The sequence below is a fragment of the Desulfovibrio psychrotolerans genome (genome assembly GCF_013340305.1).
Taxonomy (GTDB): Bacteria; Desulfobacterota; Desulfovibrionia; order Desulfovibrionales; family Desulfovibrionaceae; genus Halodesulfovibrio; species Halodesulfovibrio psychrotolerans.
Genome location: NZ_BLVP01000008.1, coordinates 150,180 through 173,302 on the forward strand (window position 1 = coordinate 150,180; position 23,123 = coordinate 173,302).

General features: G+C 58.8%; 18 protein-coding genes. 16 read left to right on the forward strand and 2 right to left on the reverse strand.

The window, feature by feature from the left end:
- Positions 1–630 precede the first annotated feature (630 nt).
- The 6 genes from HUV26_RS08430 to HUV26_RS08455 all read left to right on the forward strand — a co-directional run bounded on the left by HUV26_RS08430 (position 631) and on the right by HUV26_RS08455 (position 7,127).
- Positions 631–1,038 carry a response regulator gene (locus HUV26_RS08430; protein WP_243451323.1) on the forward strand — a complete coding sequence of 136 codons (408 nt, stop codon included), beginning with the start codon at positions 631–633 and terminating at the stop codon, positions 1,036–1,038.
- A 9-nt stretch (positions 1,039–1,047) separates the two neighbouring features.
- The gene (locus HUV26_RS08435; RefSeq protein ID WP_174409677.1) at positions 1,048–3,714 is read left to right on the forward strand and encodes a PEP/pyruvate-binding domain-containing protein; all 2,667 of its coding nucleotides are present in this window, start codon (positions 1,048–1,050) and stop codon (positions 3,712–3,714) included.
- The gene (locus HUV26_RS08440; protein WP_174409678.1) at positions 3,711–5,360 is read left to right on the forward strand and encodes a sensor histidine kinase; all 1,650 of its coding nucleotides are present in this window, start codon (positions 3,711–3,713) and stop codon (positions 5,358–5,360) included. Before HUV26_RS08435 ends, HUV26_RS08440 begins: the two co-directional genes overlap by 4 nt.
- 41 nt (positions 5,361–5,401) lie before the next feature.
- Positions 5,402–5,824: a response regulator gene (locus HUV26_RS08445; protein ID WP_174409679.1), complete on the forward strand. Its 423-nt coding sequence runs from the start codon at positions 5,402–5,404 to the stop codon at positions 5,822–5,824.
- Complete coding sequence (locus tag HUV26_RS08450; RefSeq protein ID WP_174409680.1) at positions 5,809–6,651, forward strand: sensor histidine kinase; 843 nt, start codon at positions 5,809–5,811, stop codon at positions 6,649–6,651. Before HUV26_RS08445 ends, HUV26_RS08450 begins: the two co-directional genes overlap by 16 nt.
- 71 nt (positions 6,652–6,722) lie before the next feature.
- The gene (locus tag HUV26_RS08455; RefSeq protein WP_174409681.1) at positions 6,723–7,127 is read left to right on the forward strand and encodes a response regulator; all 405 of its coding nucleotides are present in this window, start codon (positions 6,723–6,725) and stop codon (positions 7,125–7,127) included.
- A gap of 10 nt (positions 7,128–7,137) precedes the next feature.
- Here HUV26_RS08455 and HUV26_RS08460 read toward each other — a convergent pair whose 3' ends face one another.
- On the reverse strand, positions 7,138–9,903 hold the full coding sequence (locus HUV26_RS08460) for a PEP/pyruvate-binding domain-containing protein (RefSeq protein WP_174409682.1): 2,766 nt from the start codon (positions 9,901–9,903) through the stop codon (positions 7,138–7,140).
- 512 nt (positions 9,904–10,415) lie between these two features.
- On the opposite strand from HUV26_RS08460, the gene HUV26_RS08465 reads away from it, so the two are divergent.
- The 4 genes from HUV26_RS08465 to HUV26_RS08480 all read left to right on the forward strand — a co-directional run bounded on the left by HUV26_RS08465 (position 10,416) and on the right by HUV26_RS08480 (position 12,460).
- Complete coding sequence (locus HUV26_RS08465; RefSeq protein ID WP_243451324.1) at positions 10,416–10,724, forward strand: DVU0150 family protein; 309 nt, start codon at positions 10,416–10,418, stop codon at positions 10,722–10,724.
- A 23-nt stretch (positions 10,725–10,747) separates the two neighbouring features.
- Positions 10,748–11,815 (forward strand): sulfite exporter TauE/SafE family protein, encoded by a 1,068-nt coding sequence (locus HUV26_RS08470; protein ID WP_174409683.1) that lies wholly within the window; start codon positions 10,748–10,750, stop codon positions 11,813–11,815.
- Positions 11,816–11,921: 106 nt separating this feature from the next.
- On the forward strand, positions 11,922–12,176 hold the full coding sequence (locus HUV26_RS08475; RefSeq protein WP_174409684.1) for a hypothetical protein: 255 nt from the start codon (positions 11,922–11,924) through the stop codon (positions 12,174–12,176).
- Between the two features lie 68 nt (positions 12,177–12,244).
- The gene (locus HUV26_RS08480; RefSeq protein WP_174409685.1) at positions 12,245–12,460 is read left to right on the forward strand and encodes a hypothetical protein; all 216 of its coding nucleotides are present in this window, start codon (positions 12,245–12,247) and stop codon (positions 12,458–12,460) included.
- 378 nt (positions 12,461–12,838) lie between these two features.
- Here the strand turns inward: HUV26_RS08480 and HUV26_RS08485 are convergent, their stop codons facing one another.
- Entirely contained in the window at positions 12,839–15,364 is a 2,526-nt protein-coding gene (locus HUV26_RS08485; protein ID WP_174409686.1) for a sigma 54-interacting transcriptional regulator, read from the reverse strand.
- A gap of 376 nt (positions 15,365–15,740) precedes the next feature.
- Here HUV26_RS08485 and HUV26_RS08490 point away from each other — a divergent pair, with 376 nt between their 5' ends.
- The 6 genes from HUV26_RS08490 to HUV26_RS08515 all read left to right on the forward strand — a co-directional run bounded on the left by HUV26_RS08490 (position 15,741) and on the right by HUV26_RS08515 (position 23,087).
- Positions 15,741–16,295 carry a CBS domain-containing protein gene (locus tag HUV26_RS08490; RefSeq protein ID WP_174409687.1) on the forward strand — a complete coding sequence of 185 codons (555 nt, stop codon included), beginning with the start codon at positions 15,741–15,743 and terminating at the stop codon, positions 16,293–16,295.
- A 55-nt stretch (positions 16,296–16,350) separates the two neighbouring features.
- A complete protein-coding gene (locus tag HUV26_RS08495) occupies positions 16,351–17,805 on the forward strand; it encodes an SLC13 family permease (protein ID WP_174409688.1) in 1,455 nt (484 codons plus the stop codon).
- Positions 17,806–17,863: 58 nt separating this feature from the next.
- A complete protein-coding gene (locus HUV26_RS08500) occupies positions 17,864–18,313 on the forward strand; it encodes a response regulator (protein WP_174409689.1) in 450 nt (149 codons plus the stop codon).
- Positions 18,314–18,379: 66 nt separating this feature from the next.
- The gene (locus HUV26_RS08505) at positions 18,380–18,601 is read left to right on the forward strand and encodes a hypothetical protein (protein WP_174409690.1); all 222 of its coding nucleotides are present in this window, start codon (positions 18,380–18,382) and stop codon (positions 18,599–18,601) included.
- A 129-nt stretch (positions 18,602–18,730) separates the two neighbouring features.
- Positions 18,731–20,413 (forward strand): sensor histidine kinase, encoded by a 1,683-nt coding sequence (locus tag HUV26_RS08510; RefSeq protein ID WP_174409691.1) that lies wholly within the window; start codon positions 18,731–18,733, stop codon positions 20,411–20,413.
- 103 nt (positions 20,414–20,516) lie between these two features.
- Entirely contained in the window at positions 20,517–23,087 is a 2,571-nt protein-coding gene (locus tag HUV26_RS08515) for a PEP/pyruvate-binding domain-containing protein (RefSeq protein WP_174409692.1), read from the forward strand.
- Positions 23,088–23,123 lie beyond the last annotated feature (36 nt).

A 23,123-nucleotide genomic window follows, 5' to 3' on the forward strand; every position in this document is an offset into this window, starting at 1 on the left:
CGCAAAATCATAGGCGAACGGCTTGGTCATGAGGTTTTTGGAAACGCCAACGCGCTAAAATTGCAAGCAAAGATGGATTATATGCAGACGGGCGTGCCCATAACCATCCTTGCCATGCAGGTGTGCGTGTTTCCGTTTCCCCTGCTTTGGTCTGAGTAAGACATGGCCCTTGCTGTCGGTCTCTGGCCGGGGTAAGTGTGTATGTACAGAGTGTCTATGGGCTGTGCGGCTCAGTACGCGCCGGGTTTTGTGGCCCTGCGGCACAGCTGCCGGCAACCCGGCAGGCAGGCTGCCGTGCATTTTGCCGAATAGTTTGCCGAACGGTTTGCCGGACACATCGCCTACGCTCCGCAGTCATCTCATATCGGGGCGGAACATGAGGCACGTTTGACAGCTTGTAAAGAATGCTGACATGTTGAATACATCTTTCCGGAACAGGCGGCGGTATGGTTCAATGATTCAGCCATATCCGCCCGGCCTGTGCATGGCACGGAAATTGATGCTCTATCCGGAATATCCCGTGGGCCGTTTCGAGAAACGTGCGGGAAGCGTTTCCTGAAGCGGACATAGGCGCGCCGCAGCCTGAACCGGGCAACCCGGTCAGGGCGGGGGGCACAAACAGGAGGGACTATGCCGCAGTTGAAAGTCTTGCTTGTGGACGATGAACCCGATTTTCTTGAATTCATGAGCAAACGCCTGACCCGGCGGGGGCTGGAAGTAGCCACCGCAGGCAGCGGTGAAGACGCGCTTCAAAAAGTCCGGTCCGGAGCCTTTGACGTGGTGGTGCTGGATGTGAAGATGCCCGGCATGGGCGGGCTGGAATGCCTGCGCCGCATCAAGGAGCACAATCCGGACATTCAGGCGGTTATGCTCACAGGCCACGCGGATCTGTCGGATTCCTCGCAGGGGTTTGCTCTCGGCGTCTTTGAATATCTCATCAAGCCCGTTCTTCTGGACGACCTGCTGGAGGCCATTGTCAACGCCTGTTCGTGCAGTCGTGTCAGGCGCGGTGGTGGAAAATGTAATCTACCCGAGTAGGAGGGCCGCATGGACCGTCCCAACATCCTCAGCAGGCTGTTTGCCCTTATCGGGCGCAGGCAGGCGGACCCGGTGGACAAGGAGCGTATGCGGGAGATGCATCGCGCGCGGTGCAACGATTTTCGTCTGCTCATCCGGGCTAACAACAGGGCGCTGGAAGGCATGTCGGAAATTGAGGAAGCCCTGCGCGGTACCGTGCCTTTCGGTATGTCTTTTGTGCGCGGCAAGGCGGTGCTGGTGGCGTCTGCCGTGCACCAGATGATCTTGCGTATAAACGCCTTGTCAGACAATCGCTATGCCGCGCTGGAAGAACAGTTCTCCCGCATTAACCAGACCATTGGCGAGATTGTGGAGCCAAGGCGGGAGGCGGGCAGGGGGCAGCCTGTGGTCCCGCTGGAAGCCGTGGGAAGGGAGCATGCCGATGAGGCGGGGCCCAAGGTGGTGAACCTGTGCCTTGCCAGCCGTAACGCCGGGCTGGGCATGCCGGAAGGATTTGTGGTGACGGCCAGCGCCTACCGCATGTTTATGGATCATGCCGGGCTGCGTGATGAAATTCACCGCCAGATGCAGATGGCGGATATAGGCGACCTGGAAGGGCTGGCGGCCCTGAGCCACACCTTGCAGCAGCAGATTGTGCAGGCCCCTCTGCCCCCGGCTCTGGAAGAGGCCATGCTGCGCGCGCGCGATGCCTTGCACGCCAACGGAAAAGGGCCGTATCTTCTGGCCGTGCGCAGCAGCGCGCTGGGGGAAGATTTGCCCGGAGCTTCTGCGGCCGGCCAGTACCGCTCCTTGCTTAATGTGGAACCGGACGACCTGTTTGCCGCGTACCGACAGGTAGTGGCGGGAAAATACGATGTTCCGGCCATCGCCTACCGTTTCAACCGGGGTATCCGGGACGATGATGTGGACATGTGCGTGTGCTGCATGGTCATGGTGGATGCGGTGGCGGGCGGGGTGGCCTACAGCCGCGACCCCGTGCACCTGCATATGCCGCGAATTCTCATAAACGCGGTGGACGGCCCGCCGGTTGCGGTGGTGGACGGCAGCAGGCGGCCCGACCTGTACATGGTGGAGGGAGTGCCCCTTCCGATGCAGAACGGAGCGGGCAGCGGACCTGAGGAGATATCTGCCGGTAAAGCGCCCGTTGAGAAGCCACCGGCACAGGATTCGCCCCCGAAGCTGACCAAGGTTCCCGCCGAGCAGGGGGTTCCCCTGCTTACGGGCGATATTCTTTCTGATGCTCTCATCTTCCGGCTGGCGGAGCATGTGGCCAGACTGGATGTGTATTTCGGCGGGCCGCAGGACGTGGAATGGGCGGTGGACCGCGCCGGGGAGATTATTCTTCTGCAATGCAGGCCGTTGCATCAGACGGCGGACCGCGAACGGACGCAGACCCCGGTGCCGGAAGGCATGCCCGCCCCCCTGCTGGAAGGCGGCGTTACCGCTGCGCCGGGTGTGGCGCACGGCCCGTTGCATATTCTGCGAAACAGTGAAGATGCCTACGCCTGTCCACGGGGTGCCATAGCCGTGGTTGTGCAGTCGCTGCCCCGCTGGGCCCCCGTTATGGGGCGCATAGCGGGGCTTGTTGCTGAACAGGGCAGCACGACCGGGCATCTGGCCAGCGTTGCACGCGAGTTTGGCATTCCGGCGCTTTTCGGCATTCCGGGAGCTGTGGATGCGCTGGACGGCGCAGAATCCGCCACTCTGGATGCCGATGCTCTGCGTGTCTACGCGGGACGGGTGGAGGAACTGCTGGCAGACAGGCCGGAACCGCGCAACCTGATGCTGGGCAGTCCTGTGCATGCCACACTCTCCAAGGTGGCGGAACACATTGTGCCGTTGCGGTTGCTGGACCCCACATCGGCCGAATTCAGCCCGGAACACTGCCGGACATTCCATGATATCACCCGGTTTTGCCATGAGAAGGCCGTGGAGGAACTCTTCAGGCCCGATGAACGGTTCCCCCGCGAGGCGGCGAGCCGTCAGCTCTATTTCAAACGCCCCATGCAGTACAGGGTGGTGGATCTGGATGATGGCGTGGCCGAAGACGCGGATGAACGGTTTGTGCAGCTTAAGGATGTTCGTTCCATCCCCATGCTTGCCCTGTGGGAGGGCATGACCGCCGTGCCGCTGGACGCCCCGGTGCCCATGGATACGCGGGGATTCATGTCCGTGCTCATTGAGGCTTCTGCCAATCCGGAACTGGACCCGGCAACGCATTCCGGTTTTACCCAGCAGAATTATTTCATGATATCTTCCACGTTCTGCAACCTGCAGGCGCGGTTCGGGTTCCATTTCAGCACGGTGGAGGCGCAGATAACCGACAACCCGGATGAAAACTACGCCACCATACGATTCAAGGGCGGCGCGGCGGACCTGGACCGCAGGCTGCGCCGGGTGCGGCTTATCGCTGAGCTTCTTGAAGCGCGCGGGTTCCGGTCTGAGGTGTTTGAGGACGCCCTGTTTGCGCGCATGGAGGGGTTGGATGCCGCAGATACGGAAATCGGGTTCGGCGTTCTGGGCTTCATTATCATGCACAGCCGCCAGCTGGACATGGTGCTCGCCAATAACGCGCGTCTGGCAGAATGGAAGGCCCGGCTCGAACAGGGGATGGATACGGCGGTGCAGGCTGTTGAACGTCGGCGGGCAGACGGCTGGAAGGTGGAAGAGGCATGACAGACAATAAATATTCCCGGCTTCTCGGCCGTATCGTCTTCATTTCGCTGGGGTTTTCTCTCATTCCGCTCATCACCCTCAGCGCGTTCATGTATCATCAGTTCACGGCCACGTATAATGCCAAGGTTGCAAGCAACCTGCGCACCATGGTTGAGAACAAGCGCATGTCTGTGGATCTTTTTCTGGATGAAAAGATTTTCTCCCTGCATGCGCTTGCCCGGTTGCACGAGTATGAGGCCATAACCTCGCCGGGGTACCTGAAACGGGTGTTCCGCGAAATATCATCGCACCGCACCCCCTCTTTTGTGGATCTGGGGGTCATAGACGGCAACGGCAAACATGTTGCCTATGAAGGGCCCTACCGGCTGGAAGAAGCCGACTACAGCGATGCTGACTGGTTTCAGGAAGTGCTTATGCGGGGCGTGCATGTGAGCGATGTGTTCATGGGGCTGCGCCGGTTTCCGCATTTCGTCATAGCCATCCGGCGCGATGAAGGGGAGCGCACATGGATTCTGCGCGCTACGGTGGATCTTAACCTCTTCAACTCCCTTGTGCAGAGTGTGCAGGTGGGAGAACGCGGCGACGCCTTTCTGATGAACGGCAACGGAGAGCTGCAGACCGCTTCCCGCTTCAACGGCGGTCCGCTTGCGCGGGCACCTATAGAACCGGTGGAACGCTTCCGGGGCGTGCGGACGCGTGATGCGGCCATGCACGGGCGTGCCTATCTGGCGGGCATGGCGTGGCTGGAAAAGGCCCCTTGGGTGCTGGTTATTTCCGAAGATCTGGCAGAAGGCATGTCTCCGCTGCTCAGTACCCAGACGGATGTGCTGCTGATTACGGGGTTTGGCGTCATATTTATTGTGCTGGGCACCATTCTTACCAGCCGCACGGTGGTGGAGCGCATACGCAAGGCTGATCTGGACTCTGCCCGGCTGGATGCCTCGCTGCTGCACCAGAGCAAAATGGCGGCACTGGGCAAGATGGCTGCCGGGGTGGCGCATGAGCTGAACAATCCGCTCACGCTTATCAGGGAGGCGGCTGGCTGGCTGCGCGACCTCATGGACCCGGACGAGAAGGAGCCTCTGGACCGTAAAGAGGGATGTGAGGTGCTGGACCGCATCGATTCCTACATTGAACGGGCGCGGGGTATTACACACCGCATGCTCAGCTTCGGACGGCGTATGGACCCGGTGCGGGAGCACGTGAACCTGAATCAGCTTGTCGGGGAAACGGTGGCTTTTCTGGAAAATGAGGCCATGCACCGCAGCATAACCATAGAGAAGGAGTACGACCCCGCCCTGCCCACGGTAAGTACAGACCCGTCCCAGATGCAGCAGGTGTTCCTTAATCTCATAGATAACGCCATAGACGCCGTGGGTGAAGACGGCGTCATAACCGTGCGCACATCGGTGTATGGAGATGGCAAATTTGCACGGGTTGAGGTGGTGGATACCGGGCCGGGTATCCCGCAGCATGTTCTGGATAAGGTGTTCGATCCCTTCTTCACCACCAAGAGCGTGGGCGAAGGAACTGGTCTGGGGTTGGCCATTTCTTTCGGCATTGTAGAGAACATGGGCGGACACCTGCTGGTGGACAGCGAGGTAGGCAAGGGAACAACCTTCTCGGTTCTGCTGCCTCTGGGGTAGGTGGCGTACTGTGCGCGGGAGTATCACACAGGAGTGCTGTAATGGAAGATGACAAAAAAATGGTGGTGCTGGTTGTGGACGACGAGGACGATTTTCGGTTGTTCTTCGCAAGGCGGTTTTCCCGGCGCGGCATGAAGGTGCTGGATGCTTCCGGCGGCGTGATGGCTCTGGAGAAGCTGCGGGAAAATCCGGTGGATGTGGTGCTGCTGGATCTGAAAATGCCGGGTATGGACGGCATGGAAACGCTCATTGAAGTGAAACGGCAGTTTCCCACGGTGGAGGTTATTCTGCTAACGGGGCACGGGTCCACCGATTCCGGCGTGCAGAGCCTGAAATACGGAGCCTATGACTATACCATGAAACCTTATGACATAGACGAACTGGAAAAAAAGATACGCAGCGCCTTTGAACGGCGTTCTCTGCATCTGGAGCGTCTGCGGGGCGAGGCGTGCAATGGAAGCTGACCGCCACTGCGCGGTGTGACGGGGCGGATTTTGCCACCGGGAAAGGCTGTTCCAGCGATACGCGGGCTTGCCGTCCGCATAAGGCGGAAGAAGCAGGGGGCCGGGAGGCCGGAGAAAGGCATCCAGACCGGCTTGCCGCCGTGGGTGAAGTAGCGCTGGGTATTGCCCACGAGGTAAATACCCCGCTGGGCATCATCGCGCAGGAAGTGGAACTGCTGCGGGTTCTTTTTGATGCGGAACGCCGGGCAGGGCGGAGCATCCCTGCTGAGGCGGATGAATCGCTTGCGCAGATTCTGGGGCAGGTGCAGCGTTGCGGCGAGATTACGCACAGCATGCTTTCGCTGGCGGGGGGCAGACCTCCCATTCCCCAGAAGGCTGACGTGGCGGATATTGTGGAAGGCATGGTGGGCCTTGTGGAGCGGGAGGCGCAAAAACGGGGCATTGCTCTTGTGCGGCGTTATCCGGCTTGCGGCAGTTTTGGTGTAGCCACAGACCCGCCCATGCTGCGGCAGGTGGTGCTCAACCTTCTGGAAAACGCCATGCTGGCGGTGGAGCGGGGCGGAAGTATAACGGTTTGCGTGGTGGCTGAAGAGCCGGGCTTCTGGACCCTGCGTGTGCGGGATAGCGGGTGCGGCATTGCCCAGGAGCATATAGGACGCGTGTTCAACCCGTTTTTCACCACCCGTCCGCCGGGGCAGGGCACGGGTTTGGGGCTTGCCATCTGCGCGTCCATAGTGCATCGGCTTGGGGGAAGCATTACGGTGGGCAGTACGCCCGGTACGGGAACGGAAGTATCGGTCTGCCTGCCCGCCGATGTTGAGGCGTAGCGGGCTGTGGACGGGGTTGGTTTCGTTGCGATTGCGAAACGGCAGGGATGTTTTAGCTGCGAGGAAATGCCATGACAACCCGCATCCGTGTGCTGGTGGTGGATGACGAGCCACGGTTCCGCGAAAATTTGGTGCGGCTCCTCGCATTGCAGGGTTTTGATGCTGTTTCTGCCCCCGGCGGGCATGAGGCGCTAGCCACACTGCGGGAAAACCGGTTTGACGTGGCCGTGGTGGACATGAAAATGCCGGGAATGGACGGCATGGAAACCCTGCGCGGTATCCGCCTTCTTTCCGATGCGCCAGCCTGTATTATCCTCACCGGGCACGTGTGCATGGATGATGCTGTGGAAGGCATGCACTGCGGCGCTGCGGAGTATCTGCTCAAGCCCTGTCCGACCGACGATCTGGCAGAGCGCATAGTAAGGGCGTATGAACGGCGCAGGGAACACAGGACAGGGCTGTGTGCCCGTGGCTGACTGATTGGTTCTAAGAAAAACGCCAGTATTCCCCCCGTAAGAAACTCTCTGCCGCCAGTTGCGCGGTGGCATTGTCCTGCATCAGCATATCCATCTGCCGGGAGTAGATGAGCAGTCTGCCCAGCGCGGTAACGCGCTCAAGGGTTTCTGCCGCGTCATGCTTGCGGAACCGGGCGGTCACCCGGTCGCCGGTGCGCTCCATGGAAAAGCCCAGCCCCTCCAGCACCAGAGCGAGTGCCTGCGCCCGGCGGGCTCTTCTGTCTTCATGCGCGGCACCGCCCTTGAATTCAAAGTGCACGTAGTTGCTGTGCACGTTGGAGCTGCAAAAAGCGTCCAGCACACTGTAATGATACCCCACGCGGGAACTGAAGTTCAGGTAGCGGTCTGAGATTATGGCGTAGCTGCGGTCCCCGAACCGGCGGCTTGCGGCCGGCGGAGGCTCCAGCATCTGCCTGCCCATGACGGAGAGAAAGCCGCGCACGCTTACGGGGCGTGGCCCGCCGTGGGCGACGGCCGGGTCCAGCATGCCCTTGAGCAGGGCAGCGAACGGCAGTGAAGAGATATCTGCCGGACAAATGAATCCGCCCGTTCCCCTGCCCGGAGGGGGTGTTGCATTGCCCGCTCCCATGCCCGTTCCGGTAACGGGTCCGCAGGCAGTCTGCATATCCTGTCTGTCACCCATTCCGCCGCCAAGGTTGATGACGCGCAGGTCCAGCGGAATGGCCGCCCGCAGCCGCACTGCGGCAATGTGGGCGTCTGAGAGCGCATCGCTGATGGAGAACATTTCACGGTAGCACATCTCGTGTGCAAAGCGCATTATGTCGTGAATTGTACGGCAGTTTTCCGGCAAGAAGTCCTGTGATTCCGGATCGGTAAGGTGCAGCGGAAAGATGTTGTCCGCCGCCTGGCGCAGCAAGGCAAGCATGGCCGTGCCCGCCATGGCGGGATAACTGGGAGTCGATTCCAGCAGCGATTCCACCCGTCCCCGGTATACCCGCCTGCACAACGCATCCAGAGTGACCGTTTCCCCTTCCTGCAGCACTGCCATGGCATCAGGAACGTTGAAGAGGGCGGGCACGCGGAACTCCCTTGCAAGCAGGGCAAGGTGTCCTGTCAGGCTGCCTGTCTCCGCAATGAGCCCGGACGCGCGCACCAGTGCAGGCACAAGACGCGGAGAAGGATGCCGGACCACCAGCACGGCGTGAGCGGGAAGATGCGATGGCGGGGTCTCATCACGCAGGTGCACCACAGGTCCGGTGCCCACGCCTGCGCAGGCGCAGTCGCCGCCGCGCAGCAAAGGATGGTTGTTCTCCGCAAGAAGACAGCGGGCAGGAGCGGTCTGCGCTTCTTCCGGGACCGGGCTTTTCGCAGCCTGAGTCGCCTGCGTGCCGGCAGAAGCTGCTTCGCCGCAATGAGGCTGCGGCTGCAGCGGGGGCCGTGGGGCGGCACGTTCCCGGCATGCCCGTAATGGCCGCGTTTGCAGGAAAACGTGGTTGCCGTTTCTGTCCACAGCCCATTCCATGTCCTGCGCACACCCGAAACGGTCTTCAGCATACAGCCCATGGGCGGCAAGGGCGGTGGTCTGTGCCGCCTGCAGACACGGCGCATCCCGAAGTTCGTCGGGCACGTTGTCCCTGCCCGTGCCGTTGCTCTGCACAGCGTTAAGGCGAACGTGCTTTGCGGCGGTGCTGACGGCAAGCAGCTTCAGACTTGTACGGCAGACGGTAAACCTGTCCGGCGTGACCGTGCCGTCGGCAGCATAGGCTCCCAGTCCCCAAATACCGTCTATGAGCACGGTATCCGCATCCTGCGATCGGGTATGCAGGGCTCCTCCCGCCACCGCGTCCACCATGGCAAGGCATTGCACGGCCATGGCCGATTCTTCCAGAGGCTGGCCCGTGAACAGCCGGTAGGTGATGGCCCGTTCGGAGAACAGGCTTGCCACCACCTCGCGGTAGGCGGGGGCAAGTCCGTTGCTGTGCACATTCAGCATGGTGGCGTATTGCCCCGCATAGGAGAGCGCTCCGTCTTCTCCCAGTGCACTGCTGCGCACGGCAAAGCGGCAGATTCCTTCCTCCCGCAGGGCATCCGCCTCTTTCTGCATGGCGTTGACAATGGGGAGCGGCACGGCCTGGCTGAGCACCATGTCACGCAGCGCGAGCGAAACGGAGCGGATGGATTCGGCATCTTCCGGAAGTATTTCCCGTGCCTTGCGCAGAATGCGGTCAAGCAGGCCGTCGTGCTCCATGAACAGGTCATAGGCAGAGGTGGTAACGACGAATCCCGGCGGGACAGGCAGTCCCATCCTGCCAAGTTCGGCAAGGTGTGTGCTTTTCGCTCCTGCGGTAGCCACATCATCATGCTCCAGGGCATGCAGCGGAAGCACCAGTTCGGTGCGTCCCTGCGGGCGGCGCATTGCGACCGCCTCATCCAGCCGGGTGCGGATATCGTGCAGCGCATTGTGAAGGCCGCCATACCGGCCGCCTGAAAGGGTGTGCAGACTGGCTGTCATGCGTGCGGCATGAAATATGGCGCGGGATGACTGCGCAGACAGAAAGGGACGTCCGAAAACGCGGTTGCCCTCCAGCATTGCCTGCATTTCACCCATAATGCCCAGAAGCTCAGAGTTGGATTCCAGAAGATCCCGGAAGGCGTTGTACCGCAGTGTGAAACGCGCTGCGGCCTCTTCCTGATTTGGAGGGGCGGGTGCCGCAGGCGGCAGGGCACCGCCTGAGAAAACCAGCAAAGAGCGAAGGCGTTTGATCAGGTTTTTCATTATTCTTTCAGGTTCCTTCCGGGCTATGCGGGTACGCCGGACAGCGGCGTGTTCCGGCCTCCCGGGAGGAGGCATGCAGGTTGTTCAGGAACGAGCCATGGTTATTAGCATGTTGCCCTGCGCTTTGCCATATACGCGGCAAAGAGGGCGCGGCCGGGTCTTCGGCTTGCTCACGTTCCCGAGAGTATGCGGGCAGTATGGGGGCAGTGCGAAGGCCGTATGCGGGTTCTTGCAACGGTGTGGAAGGCACGGATTGCGCAGATAATTTGTGCCTGCACAGCTTGCCGGAACAGGCGCAGCAGACGCGGTATTGCGCAATTTCACGCAAAAAGGCAACCCGGTTTGCGCAAAGGGGCTTGCGCGGTGGGTGTGCGGTTTGAAAATTTTGTATATAATATGTTGTATTTTAGATTGTTGTGCTGCCCGCAATGCGTTGTGGCCCGAAGATTGCTCATACGGAATGAGCAAAAACCATACTGGACTGCACGGGCAAAAGGAGAGGCAGCGGGGCGATGAAGGCGATGATCGGACTCATGCATGTGATACGGCGTGTGCTTGCCGTGGCGGTTGCTGTCGTGCTGTTTGCCGCATGGGCTGTTCCGGCCGTCTCGGGAGAATTTGTCGTGGTGGCGGACACCCGTGTGGTGGAGTCCGCTATCCTGCGCTACTTCGCTGACCTGTACAACATAAATCCGTTTATGAACGCTGTGTGGGCCGTTGTGCTTACTGCCCTGTACGGCAGCTTTCTTGGTATTCTCATGGACTTTATCCTCTCGCGTACCGGGCTGGACCTTTCCTCCAGACCCAGCGATGAGCGATAGCGGACAATCGGGGCAGGCACGCAATGGATATTTTCTCCGCCGACTGGTTGTACATGTATATGCCCATTGCGGGCATGAAGGTACTGTGGCCCGCGTTGCTGCTTATCGGCTTTGCGGTGGGGGTTATCGGCGGGTTCTTCGGCATGGGCGGCGCGTGGATGGTTACTCCGGGGCTGAACATCATCGGCTTTCCCATGGCTTTTGCCATAGGCACGGACATAGCGCACATTGCGGGCAAGTCCATGATATCCACCATCCGCCACTCCAAGTTCGGCAATGTGGATTACCGGATGGGGCTGGTCATGCTGGGGGGAACGGTTGCGGGCATAGAGGCGGGAGCGCAGGCTATCATGTACCTTGAACAGGTGGGGCTTGTGGGGTCTGTTGTGCGCTGGGCGTATGTGGTCTTTCTGGCCCTTATTTCATGGCTGGTGTTCTATGACTATGCCAAGGCGGAAGGTGGCACGCGCCCCGATGAGTTTGACCGGCAGGCTGCAGAGGGCGTTACGTGGTACCGGGCTTTGCATCGCATAAACATACCGCCGATGCTGCACTTTCCTGTTTCCGGCATTACCTGTTCGCTGTGGCTGCCTGTGCTGGTGGGGCTGGTTACGGGTGTGCTGGTGGGGTTTCTCGGAATCGGGGGCGGGCTGCTGCGTATGCCCGCGCTGGTGTATCTTGTAGGCTGCCCCACCCATATTGCCGTGGGAACTGACTTGTTTGAGGTTATGATTTCAGGTCTTTATGGCGCATTCACCTTTGCGCTCAAGGGACGCATAGAGCTTGTGTCCGTGTTTGTCATGCTTACCGGTGCCGCCATTGGAGCACAGATAGGCACTGTGGCCACCAAATATTCGCGGGGTTACGGCATCCGCATTGCCTTCGGCGTTGCCGTGCTGTGCTGCATGGTTTCCATCATCCTTAAGGAGTTCGGCCACGAAATTTCTGCCGCCGTGATCATTCTCAGTGCCATCTCCCTTATCTGCCTCTACATCATGAAGGTTATGTTTGTCGGGGCGGCGCAGGAATTGCGGGAAAAGAGACAGAGCAGGGCGCAGGCGCGGCTGCAGAATTTCAGGAGGATGCGGTAGCGTGTTCAGCGGAATGCCATTGCCCGCCGGGTTCAGGTTTGCGGTTTTGACGATTTTTGCGGCAGTTCTTTTTCTGTCTGTACCGCATGTTGGATGGGCTGCCGAGGTGAGTCAGGGCAGATGCATCCAGTTCGATGCCGGGCAGGGCATTATGGTGGTGGAAGAGTTTGATACCAATTTTACCCCTGAGCACAGATACGGCATGGCCACCGGAATTATAACCACGTTTGATATATCGCGGGCGCGAATGGGAATGGAACCCCGGCCGGAAGATATAGTGCGCACCGCCTATGTGGTGGACGGGGAAAAACGAATTGCTGTGCGGGTTATGAATGTGACGCGTCAGGAAGGCATGCGCTAAGTGCGGTACGCACCCGGCATATGCAACCCGGCGTACCTGAGATAACTGACGCAACGGAGAATATGGCAGTGAACACCAGACAGCGCATCACCATTATCATGATGGATATTCTGCTCATCGCGGAGCTGGTTTTCTGCATCTATTACAGCCACGGCGATCCGGACACCATGCCGGTACTATTTCTGCGGACATATGTGCCGCTTTGTCTGGGAACTCTGCTTGCCTGCCGCTATCTTGTGAGACGTTTTGAATCTCCTTCGGCGGAAGCGGAGAGCGCGCAGTAGGGTGTGCTCTGCCATGTTGCCGGTGGCGGAGCGGACCCGCGTGCCGGGGAGTTGCCGCACGGATGATGCCCACAAGGGCACGGGGTGCGGCCTCCCGCCAGACCGGACGACAGGATGACAGGGACGTAGACCGAAAGGGCCGCTCGGCGTGACAGGCAACTGCTGCCGCAACCGTGCGAGACACCGTTCGCAACAGGGAAAAGAGAATAACGCAAGGGACACCCAAGCGGATCGAAATAAACATCGATCCCTTCTCCAGTGGCCGGGGCTGCCATACCCGGCCACTTCTATTTTGGCCGGGAAAACAGCCCGCAATCCGCAGGTATTGCTCCGGATGAAAGGGCTTCGGGAATGTTACAGGGCGTAGGGAATGTTCGTTCAGCCTTTGTCAGGTTCAGATTCAGGCAGCACGTACCGTGTATTCGGCCCCCTGCCCACGCGGAACAGAAGGTTGCGGGAAACAAGGTCCTGAATATCGTAGCTGGCTGTGCGTTTGGAGATATCGCCGCCCATGAGGCGGATGAGTTCTCTGCTGGTTATTTCTCCCGTGCGCAGAACATGTTCATACGCCGCTATCTGCCGCCTGTTAAGATCGGGAGGCAACGGGCGTACTGCGGGAGCAGCCTGTTCCGCACCGGGTGGTGTTACGGTGGAAGCCACTGGCGGCTGCGCAGGGCGCGGTTCCGCTGCAGCAGAAGCGAGTCTCGGCGTGTCCGGCAGGTCAAGGTTGAGTTGTTCTGCCTGAATTACTTTGCCTTCTGCCATAACGGCGGCGGTAATGATTACGTGCTTCAGCTCCCGGATGTTGCCCGGCCAGTGGTATGCCAGCAGGGCTTCCAGAGCGCCGCGGGAGATGGACAGGCTGGTTCTTCCGGCCATGTGCTCGGCTTCTTTGAGAAAATGCAGTGCCAGTTGGGGCACGTTTTGCAAATGTTCCCGCAGGGGCGGGGCCTGAATGGTTATGACTTTGAGCCGGTAGTACAGGTCTTCACGGAATTTGCCCTGATCAATGAGGGTTTTCAGATCCAGGTTGGACGCTGTTATGAGGCGCACATTCACTTCCATTTCTTTGTCGCTGCCCAGTGGCCGCACCTTGCGCATGGCTATGGCCCGCAAAAGAGCCTGCTGCACCTTGAGTGAGGCCGACTGAATTTCATCCAGAAACAGTGTCCCGTCATCCGCTTCCAGAAACGCGCCCCGGCGGTCTGTTTTGCCATCTGTGAACGCACCTTTCACATGTCCGAACAGCGTGTCCAGAAGCAGGTTTTCGTCCAGTTCTCCGCAGTTAATGGAGATGAAGGGCTTGCCCGCCCGGCGTGAGAGCCTGTGCACCGCTTCTGCCGCCAGTTGCTTGCCGGTGCCGGTTTCGCCTTCGATGAGCACGTCCACATCTACCTGACCGGCCTTGACTATGTCGCGCTTGAGCGCGTGCATGAGCGGGCCTGAGCCGATTATTTCCGGGCAGATAACATCTTCATCCTGTCCGGGTTCATCCATGGACAGGGCCACGGGTTCTTTGAGCGCGGCTGATTCTATGCGGATATCCTTGGTGCGTATCTCCTCCAGCTGCTTGCGTATGGTGGCAATCATGGCATTTATGGAATCGCCAAGAAGAGAGGCTTCATACCCTGCGTCGTTCCGCAGGCGTATTTCTTCCCATCGCCCTTCTTCACGCACGTGGGAGACTCTGGATGCAAGGTCCATAAGGCCCCGGGTCGTCAGCCGCGTGGTAAGGGCTATCAGGAAGGTGATGCATGCAACGGCAGCGGCAATGATGACAAGCATGATGTGCAGGTGCCTGTTTCCTGCGCTTTCTACCAACGCGCTTCTGTCCACAAAGGCAACGCCTCCGACGACCTGCGGGGTGTCGGAAGAAGAGAGGCGCAGTCGCACCGGCGAAAAGGCGACCACATGTCTGCGACGTTCAGAGCCGTCTTTGTCGGCAGTGTCCAGATGAAAAAGGCTGCGTTCGCCTCTGCCCGTTTCCGTGACCATGTTCCAGTACTGTGTTTCATCGTCCAGCGGTTTAAAGGCGTTGGGCAGCCCCGGTCTGCCTAAGGTGCCCTTCTGAACGGCGCGCACGCCGAGGGTGCTCAGCGGTGCCTCCGGCGTATCGGGCGATTCGGATTGGAAAATTACCCAGCCTTCCGCGTCGTAAAAGAAGGTGTAACGCGTGACAGAAGGATTGCGCGGAAACGCGTACACGGGAGATTTTGTGGAATCGTACAGCGAGAGAACGTTACGCAGCTTACGCACGTCAATCCCCATATACAGGTAGCCCGTAACCTCGCCCGCGGCGTCCATGCATGGCGTGAACATGCGGATTATGGTGAGTGATATCCGGGCGTGCGGGGCGTCATCATGGGCGAAGGGGTATTCCACCTCTTTGAACGGAGAAAGCCATACCTCGCCGGGTTTCAGATTCTTCACGTCCCCGTAAAAGAGCACGGGATTAGGGCGAACCTCCTTCACCTCTTCCGGTTTCAGTTCAATGGTCACTCCCTGATGCGCCACAAAGACGATGTGCTCCTCCGCATGGTTGGGAATGAAGCCGAACTCCGTGACGGTATCGCCGTCTACCGCTCTGTGTTCCGCCAGATGCCGTAACATGGATGATGCGGAAACGGGCATTTGGGCTGCCAGAAGCAGTTCCCTGCGGTAGCCTTCCATCCGCGTTTCCAGCGCATGCGCGGTGGTGGTGGCATGGGCGCGGGAAACACGCTCGGTGGCGGTGTTTATGAACTCTGAAGACGCGATGTAGGTGCTCAGCCCGGATGCGGCGAGAATGAGAATGGAGGCAGGAATGAGGATGAGGGAGAGACGGGTGCTCAGTTTGCGCGGAGCGGCTTTGCTTCCGGAAACGGCGGTGGAGTGGAGTCTGCCTTTCGGGTCGCTGGGTCTCATGGTCCGGCCCTCCGTACGTTTGGCGGTTGCGGAATGCGGCTGCCACGTTGTGCCCGTGCATGACCGCAGGTTGCTCCGCGCAGGGATATTATCGTGCAAAATCTGGCAAAATCGTTTCCTGCAAGGCTGCAATAACACGCAAGGAGTCGGGCAGGCAAGTGGGTTGCGGTCTGCTTTGTGAAAAAAGTTACATAAATAAATTTGAGAAATATAAAAGAGTTAACAGGATGTTTTGTGCCAGTCTGTCCATGATGGCACGGCATTTGATAGTTGTGTGAAACGTGTTTCTGATTTGCGCGCAGTATTCGCGCCAACTCACCAACATCGTGCAGTGGTCCTCCGGGGCGCGTTGTACGCAGAAAGGCAGGAAGAGAGAATGAAAGGAAGCGTAAAGGACTACATGATTCCGGTTGCCAAGTTTCCCCTGATTGCCGAAACGGCGACGCTGGCGGAAGGCGTTCTGGCTCTGGACAAGGTTCATGAAGAGTATCTGGCAGGCAAGCGGGAGCAGCGCATACTTCTTGTTTGCGACAACGGCAACAAGGTTGTGGGCAAGCTGTCTCCCATTGATGTCATGCGCGGGCTGGAACCAGACTATGACAAGGTTATGGGCGGCAGCACAAGCCCGCTCATGGGCAACGTGGGCTATGTGATCGATTCCATGAAGAATACGGCAACTCTGTGGGCGAAGCCGCTGGACGACCTGTGTGCCACGGCGCAGGGGATAGCCATACGGGATGTGGTGAACCGCCCGACCAAGTCGCAGGTCATCGGGCAGGATGACTCCATAAACGCCGCGTTTCATCGTTTTGTCATGTTCCGGCACGATTCACTTTTTGTCATGGACGGGAAACGGTTGGTCGGCATCCTCCGGTTTTCTGACGTGTACAGGGAAGTGGCTGACAAGATGAAAAATATCTGCAGTGCCTGATCAGGCGGTCTGCATTCCATAACGAATTTTCCGGGGATACGGGAAGGAGGAATACATGGCTACACTCAAGGATCACATGAACTCGCCGGATGAGCTGGATCTGCACGAAGAAGATCAGCAGGGTTCCGAACAGTCCGGTAAGTCTATTATCATTAAGGTGCTTGTCGCGCTTGCTGTGGGGCTTGGCATATACATGCTGCCCACGCCGGAAAACCTTTCGCCTCAGGGGCATAAGTTTCTGGCACTGGTGACCACCATAGTCATACTGTGGGTTTCAGAGGCCATTCCCATCGGCGTTACCGCGTTGTGCGCCGCGGGCGGGCTTATCCTCTTCGGCATAGAAACGCCTGCGGCGGCGTGGGCACCCTTTGCCAGCCCTGCGGTTATGTTCGTGCTCATGATTGTCATGTTCGGCGTGGTGCTGAACGAGGTTGGGCTTGCCAACCGTATCATGTACTGGATTTTCAAGGTTGCGGGTACAGGCGTGAAGCGGCTCAGCTTTGTTCTTGCCGTAGGGTGTACTGTTCTTGCCACCATCTTCCATGATGCGACCGTAACCGTTATCATGATCTTCGCGCTGGTGCCGGTCATCCGATCCATGGGGATAACGCCCCAAAACAGCACCAATCTGGCAAAGTTCTTTATCATTCTCATTCCGCTGGCGTCTTCCGCCGGTGGTTTCGGCACGCTGCTGGGCGGTGGTCGTAACCCTCTGGCTGTGGAAATCCTCCAGCAGTTCACCAATGGCGAGGTTTCCATAGGTTTTATGGAATACATCGTTATTCAGTTCCCCATATGTCTGCTGACGGCACTGGCCACGTGGGGCGTGGTGTTTCTCATCTTCCGCCCCAAGGAGAAGGAACTGCCCGCCAGCGTGAAGATGGAAAAGATGGCCCCCATGAGCACCCGTGAACTGGGCGTTACCATCATCTTTACCGCCACCTTTCTTCTCTGGACCTTCTCCGACCTGACGGGATGGCATGTGAGCGTTGTGGCTTCTTTGGCCCTGGCGGGCTTCTGCGGTCCCAAGTTCGTGTCCTTTAAGACCATCTGCGATAAGTTCCCGTGGGAATCGTGGATTGTCTTCGGCGCGGGCGTCTCCATGGGTGCTTCCATGCTTAACTCCGGCGCGGGCAAGTTCCTTGCTGAATCTCTGCTGCCGCTTCTGGATGGGCAGGCCACCTTTGTGGTCTACTACGGCATGGGACTTTTCGGCTCCATCCTCTCCAGCATGATGAGCAACTCGGCGGCTGTGGCACTTACCCTGCCCATTACTCTGCCCATGGCGGAAATGCTGAATATGTCGCCCAAGGCAGTGGCCATGCTTGCGCCGCTGACCACATCGTTCATTATGCTGGTCATCGGATGTCCACCCACCATTATTGCCTACAGCACCGGCTACTTCAGCCAGATGGACTTCATCAAGGTCGCAGTGCCGTGGTGCCTTGCCCTGCTGTTGGTTGCAACTTTCGGTGCAATGGTCTACTGGCCGATGATAGGGTTCTATTAGAAGCAGCATGCAATCCCGCCGGTCTCTGGGGCCGGCGGGTACCAAGGAGGAGTGCATCATGAGTGATACTAAGGCCAGATTGCTGCTCGTGGACGATGAGGAAAGCTTCCGCACCACGCTGGGCAAGCGGCTCACGGAACGGCAATACGATGTGAAAAGCGTGGGCAGCGGCATGGAGGCTCTGGACCTGCTTGCCACCACGCCCATAGACGTGGTCATTCTGGACATACGTATGCCCGGATTGAGCGGCATTGAAACCCTTGCGGAAATACGCGCCAAGCATCTTGGGGTGGAGGTGGTTCTGCTTACCGGACACGGGGACGTGCCGTCTGCCGTGGAAGGTATGCGCCTTGGTGCCTTTGACTATCTGATGAAGCCCTATGAGATAGAGGGGCTGCTCGCCAAGATAGAAGAAGCCCACGCCGTGAAGAAGGAGCGTGAAGAACGCCTGCGCAAGGCTGAAGAACGGGCGCAGCTGGACAGGCTTGAAAAGAGCATGCGCTTTTAGTACCGATGCAATGCAGTCTCCCCGTTGCCCTGCGCGGCGGGGAGACTTTTTGATACGAGGCGGTCCATGGTAAAGCCACTGAACGGAAAAGCAGAAGAAAAGGGCGCACCACCCGGCGAGACGCCTGCTGAGTCGTTTGTGCCCTTCAAGGCGCTGCATCATCTTCCCCGCGGCAAGAATACCTGGAACCCCGCCATACTCAAGGAGTGGTGGTTCTGGCCCGCCTGCGTGGCAGGACTCGCCGCTCTGAACTTTGTGGCGTATGTTGTTCGGGAATGGCTGATGTAGCTTCTTGTCCTTTCTTTTGCAGGCGTGTTAGCAAGAGAGCCTGTAGCATGTTGATCGTGCTGTGGTATCGGCATATTTGGGTGTCCGTCCCTGCAGCGGTAACGATGGCAACCTCAGGATGATGCGAATATGAATGCCTCTTCGGCTTCCCGGAAGCGTCCGGTCATACTCACGGTGCTTGTTTTTCTTACTGTTCCCTCTCTGCTGGCCATATCATTTCTTTTTGCCCACATTTTCAGAAGCACAGAGCAGAACCTGCATGCGCAGCACGGGCAGAGGCTGTCTTTTCTTACCACGCGCTACAAGGGCACCGTAGATGCCCACCTGGGCGAGATGGTGAAGATTGTCCAGTTTGTGGCCCATGTGCATTCTCTTGAGTACCTGCGTTCGCAGAAAAATCTGTTTGACCTGTTTAACACCATAGACCGCGACTTTGACCATGTTTTTGAGGACATGGGTGTTCTGGATGGCAACGGCAGGCACATTGCGTATGTGGGGCCGCATGACATCATGGGCAGGGACTACAGCGAGGAGCCGTGGTTCAGGGATGTCATGGAAAAGGGCGTGACCATAAGCGATGTATTTCTGGGGTATCGCCGTTCGCCCCATTTCATCATCGCGGTGCGGCAGGAAAACGCGGGGCAGACGTGGGTTCTGCGCGCAACCGTGAATGCCTTTCTCTTCAGTTCGCTGCTGGACGATGTGCGGTTCGACAACACGGGCGAAATTTACATTATCAACGCTGGCGGGGTGTTGCAGACCCGTTCTGCCAGCAACGGTGCCATGCTTCAGGCGGTAGATTCCTCCCTCGCGACAGCGGTAGCCGCCGGGCAGAAAGGGGCGGTTATGCAGGAGAAGGGGGGCGGTGTGCTGTTTGAAGCCGCCAGCCTGAACAGTAACCCCAACTGGTGGCTGGTTGTGCAGCAGTCGCAGAGCGAGCTGACCAGCGAACTGGGGTTGCGCGCCAAGGGGTTGCTGATTCTCTGCATATTCGGTGTGGCTGTGGTGCTTGCGGCGAGCGGCTGGACCATCCATCGTCTGCTCAGGCATTTCGCCCAGCTCGATATGGATAAGAAAATGCTCAACGACTACGCCATCCAGTCGCAGAAACTGGCCGCCATAGGCCAGCTTGCGGCGGGCATAGCCCATGAGATTAATAACCCGCTTGCCATTATCGGTGAGGGCACAGGCTGGTTGCAGGACCTGCTCAAGCGCGAAAGCATGGCGGATTTTCCGGAGCATGACGAGTTCAAGGAATCGCTTGCAGTCATTGCCACGCAGGTGGGCAGGTGCCGCGAAATTACGCATAAACTGCTCAGTTTTGCCCGTAAGATGGACTTTGTGATCCGCGAGGTGAACATTGCCAACGTTGTCTCCGAGGTGGTGGGGATGCGTGAACGCGAGGCGATGCTGAACAATATCGCCATTGTAAAGAATTTTGCGCCGGATTTACCCATCATCCACAGCGAACCTTCGTTGCTGCGGCAGGCATTGCTGAACCTGCTGAACAATGCCATGGACGCCATCCACGGCACGGGCACCATCACTATTGATGCGGAAAAGTCGCGGGGTAACGGGGTAACGATCCGCATAGCCGATTCGGGTATCGGTATTCCCAAAGACAATCTGGACAGGGTGTTTGAGCCGTTTTTTACCACAAAGGAGCCGGGGCAAGGCTCCGGGCTTGGGCTTTCTATCTGCCATGGCATCATTCAAAAACTTGGTGGCGACATAACGGCAGAGAGCACTCCCGGCAAGGGATCTACGTTTACCATCCTGTTGCCGCAGAACGCCCCGGCAGACATTGAGTAGACGATGCGGTTCCCGAGGATACGCCCGCCCCGCCGCCCGTGATGCAAGGCTCACCGTTTTCAAGGACTGGGCCGGATATCCGACCTGATACCATGAGGAAACGATGCCACAGCTTCTTGAGTTTTTCAGAAAAAACAAATCCCGCCAGCGCGGCATCAGCGACGAGACGGCGCTGGATCGCAAGTATCATACCTTCAAGAGCCTTCTTGCCGGGAATAATCAGGTTCTGGAGTTTATGACCGATCTGGAACGGCTTATGTACGATGGCCGTTCCTTCACGCAGGACGAGGCTCTTGAGCTGACAGAATCGCTTGTTGCGGGCGTATACGACCTTGTGGAAGACCTGAACTCCCTTTCCGGCGGCGCGTATCCGGAACTCTTCGACAGGGCGGAATCCATCAGTGTTGAGGCGCTTAAGCTGCTCTCGCGGCGCAGAAGGTTTGAATCCCGCCGCCTTATCTTTCCGCTGGAACACCTTTCGCTGGATAATCTGGATGAGGTGGGCGGCAAGGCCGCCAATCTGGGTGAAGTCAGTAACCGGGTGGGACTTCCCACGCCCCACGGCTTTGCCGTGACTGCCTCCGCAGCCGCTCTTTTTTTACACCATTCCGGCGTGTTCGAGCATGTCCGGCGCGAACTTTCCGCAACGGATATTGGGGATACGGCCCGGCTGGAGGAGGCGGCCCTGAGCGCGCAGGAACGCATTCTCGCCGCGCCTATGCCGCCGGAACTGCAAACGGCACTGGCGGAAGCTGCGCGGGGCATGGTGCGCACGTTCGGGTCTCAGGTGCGGCTGGCAGTCCGTTCGTCCGCCGTATGCGAGGATTCGCAGGCTTCTTTTGCCGGGCAGCACGCCACGGTGCTCGGTGTCGCACCGCAGGAAATGGAACGCGCATGGCGAGAAGTGGTAGCCAGCGTGTTTAGCCCCCGGGCTGTCTTTTATCGCAGAACAAAGGGCTACTCGGAAGAAGATGTCATGATGAGCGTGCTGGTGCTGAACATGATTTCTGCAAAGGCCAGCGGCGTCATCTATACAGCTGACCCAAACTGTCTGGATGACAGGGATATTCTGGTTTCCGGCATATGGGGGCTGGGACTCAGCGTTGTGGATGGTTCTGCAGATACCGATTTCTGGCGCGTGCGCAGGCGTGACAGGGGCTTGGAAGCGCGTCAGGTTGCCCTGAAGGAAGAGCGCATTGTTCTGCTCCCCGGCGGCGGCACCATGTACGAGCGCGTGCCGCAGGAACAGCGAACCATGCCCTGCCTGAACGATGGGCAGGTCGCGCGGCTGGTGGAATATGCTCTCCGGCTGGAGGAGCACTACGGCACGCCGCTGGATGTGGAATGGGCCATGGATGCCGAGAATAGATTTGTGGTGCTGCAGGCGCGCCCGCTCATGCAGGCCAATGCCTGCAAGTTGCCTGAATCGTGTGCGTTCATTGCGGGGTACGCGATGCTGCTCGCCGGAGGGCAGTCGGCGTCTCCGGGCACGGCATCGGGCGTTGTGCATGTGGTGGAGACTGGGTATGAGCTGCACGGCATTCCGCAGGGTGCCATCCTTGTTGCCCGGCAGACATCCCCGGAATACGTGGCGGCCATGGGCAAGGTTTCCGGCATCATCACCGACATGGGCAGCGTTACGGGGCATATGGCTTCTGTGGCGCGCGAGTTCGGCATCCCCACGCTTGTGGGGGTGGGCAGGGCCACGCATACGCTTCAGCACGGGCAGGTGGTAACGCTGGATGCCTCTAATCAGGTGGTGTACGAAGGGCGCGTGACAGAGATTCTGCACGAGCGCAAACCCGTGAACCTGATGAAGGGCAGCCCGGTGTATAAATCGCTCCAGCAGGCTCTCAAGCTCATTGCCCCCCTCAATCTTGTGGACCCGGAGACCCCAGAATTTACGGCTTCCGGGTGCCAGACCCTGCACGATATCATCCGGTTTGCCCATGAGATGGCCATGCGTTCCATGTTCTGCATTGCGGATGATCTGGACATGCAGGAGGGGCTTGCCGTGCCTCTGTTCACGGGGTTGCCCCTGCGGTTTCTCGTTGTGGACTTGGGCGGGGGGCTGCATCCTATTTTGAGCGGTCGCATGGCGGAGGTAACGGATATTATCTGCATGCCGTTCAAGGCATTGCTGGAAGGCATGAGCCACCCCGGCGTGCGCTGGACCAATGCCACACAGCAGGAGTCGTCCGGCTGTGATGCCGCCGTGGCGGATTCCGTTTTTCGCAGCAGGCTGCCCGGTTCTGGGCTGGGCGGGGCAAACTATGCCATCATTTCCGGTGAATATATGAACATTCACGGGAGAATGGGACACCATTTCGCCACTGTGGATTCCTATTGCGGTCCGCTTTTGAACGATAACTATATCATGTTCTCCTTCAAGGGCGGCGCAGCAGACGCGGGAAGGCGTATCCGCCGTGCGCAGCTCATCGGCGCAACCTTGCGCTGGCTCGGCTTCCGCGTTGTTCAGAAGGGCGATTCCATCCGTGCGGAGATGAAGAAGTATGACCAGAAGCGGATAATGGAAAAGCTCGACATGCTGGGCAGGTTGTTGGGAGCCATGCGCATGCTGGATCTGACCATTTCTCCGGATGCGCAGACAGAGTGGTATGTGCAGCAGTTCCTCAAAGGAAACTACACGTTTTCTCCTCCTCCGGAAGAGTGATCTGCCCCCTCTCTCCCCCCCCCCCCCCCCCCCCCC